The sequence below is a fragment of the Streptomyces sp. NPDC001549 genome (assembly GCF_042894025.1).
GTDB classification, from domain to species: Bacteria; Actinomycetota; Actinomycetes; order Streptomycetales; family Streptomycetaceae; genus Streptomyces; species Streptomyces kutzneri.
On the sequence record NZ_JBIAVJ010000016.1, the window covers coordinates 203,225 to 204,824 of the forward strand.

At 69.7% G+C, this 1,600-nt stretch carries 1 protein-coding gene; it reads right to left on the reverse strand.

Translation table 11 applies throughout. The features are described from left to right. The coding region (locus ACFY04_RS25465; protein WP_389119865.1) for an Ig-like domain repeat protein at positions 1-1,600 on the reverse strand (1,600 nt) is incomplete at both ends.

Here is a 1,600-nt window from a genome sequence, read left to right on the forward strand (position 1 = left end):
ACCGTGCCGCTGGTGAGGCTGCTGGTGGTGACGCAGGCCGTGCCGCCTGCGTTCAGGGGTACGGTCTCGTTCAGTCCGCCGGGGCCGGTGAAGGTGACGGTTCCGGTGGGGGTGCCGCTGCCGGGTGCCACTGCGGTGACGGTGGCGCAGACCGTCACGGACTGGCCGCATACCGACGGGTTGGGGGTCACCGACACGGTGGTGGTGCTGGCCGCCTGGTTGACGGTCACCGGTGCGGTGCCGGTCGATGAGGAGAAGCATCCGTCCCCGTTGTAGACGGCCGTGACCGTGCCGCTGGTGAGGCTGCTGGTGGTGACGCAGGCCGTGCCGCCTGCGTTCAGGGGTACGGTCTCGTTCAGTCCGCCGGGGCCGGTGAAGGTGACCGTTCCGGTGGGGGTGCCGCTGGCCGCTCCCGTGACCGTGGCGCACACCGTCACGGTCTCGCCGCATACCGACGGGTTGGGGGTCACCGACACGGTGGTGGTGCTGGCGGCCTGGTTGACCGTCACGTCGAAGAGACCGTCGGAGCCGGCGAAGCAGGAGTCGCCGTTGTAGGTGGCCGAGTACGTGCCGGTGGTGAGGCTGCTGGTGGTCAGGCAGGCCGTGCCGCCGGCGTCCAAGGCCAGTGTCACGTTCAGTCCGCCGGGGCCGGTGAAGGTGACGGTTCCGGTGGGGGTCCCGCTGCCGGGTGCGACTGCGGTGACGGTGGCGCACACCGTCACGGACTCGCCGCATACCGAGGGGTTGGGTTCCACCGTCACCGATACCGTGCTGGAGGCCTGGTTGACGGTCACCGGTGCAGTGCCGGTCGATGAGGAGAAGCATCCGTCACCGTTGTAGACGGCCGTGACCGTGCCGGTCTCCAGTGTGGTCGTGGTCAGGCAGGCCGTGCCGCCCGCGTCGAGGGTCACGGTCTCGTTCAGTCCGCCGGGGCCGGTGAAGGTGACGGTTCCGGTGGGGGTGCCGCTGCCGGGTGCGACTGCGGTGACGGTGGCGCACACCGTTACGGACTCGCCGCATACCGAGGGGTTGGGTTCCACCGTCACCGATACCGTGCTGGAGGCCTGGTTGACGGTCACCGGTGCGGTGCCGGTCGATGAGGAGAAGCATCCGTCACCGTTGTAGACGGCCGTGACCGTGCCGGTCTCCAGTGTGGTCGTGGTCAGGCAGGCCGTGCCGCCTGCGTTCAGGGGTACGGTCGTGTTCAGCCCGGCCCCGGTGAAGGTGACCGTTCCGGTGGGGGTGCCGCTGCCCGGCGCGACTGCGGTGACCGTGGCGCACACCGTTACGGTCTCGCCGCATACCGAGGGGTTGGGTTCCACGGTCACCGACACCGCACTCGATGCCTGGTTGACCGTCACGTCGAAGGTGTCGGTCGATGAGGAGAAGCATCCGTCGCCGTTGTAGGTGGCCGTGACCGTGCCGCTGGTGAGGCTGCTGGTGGTGACGCAGGCCGTGCCGCCTGCGTTCAGGGGTACGGTCGTGTTCAGTCCGCCGGGGCCGGTGAAGGTGACGGTTCCGGTGGGGGTGCCGCTGCCGGGTGCGACTGCGGTGACGGTGGCGCACACGGTCACGGTCTCGCCGCATACCGACGGGTTGG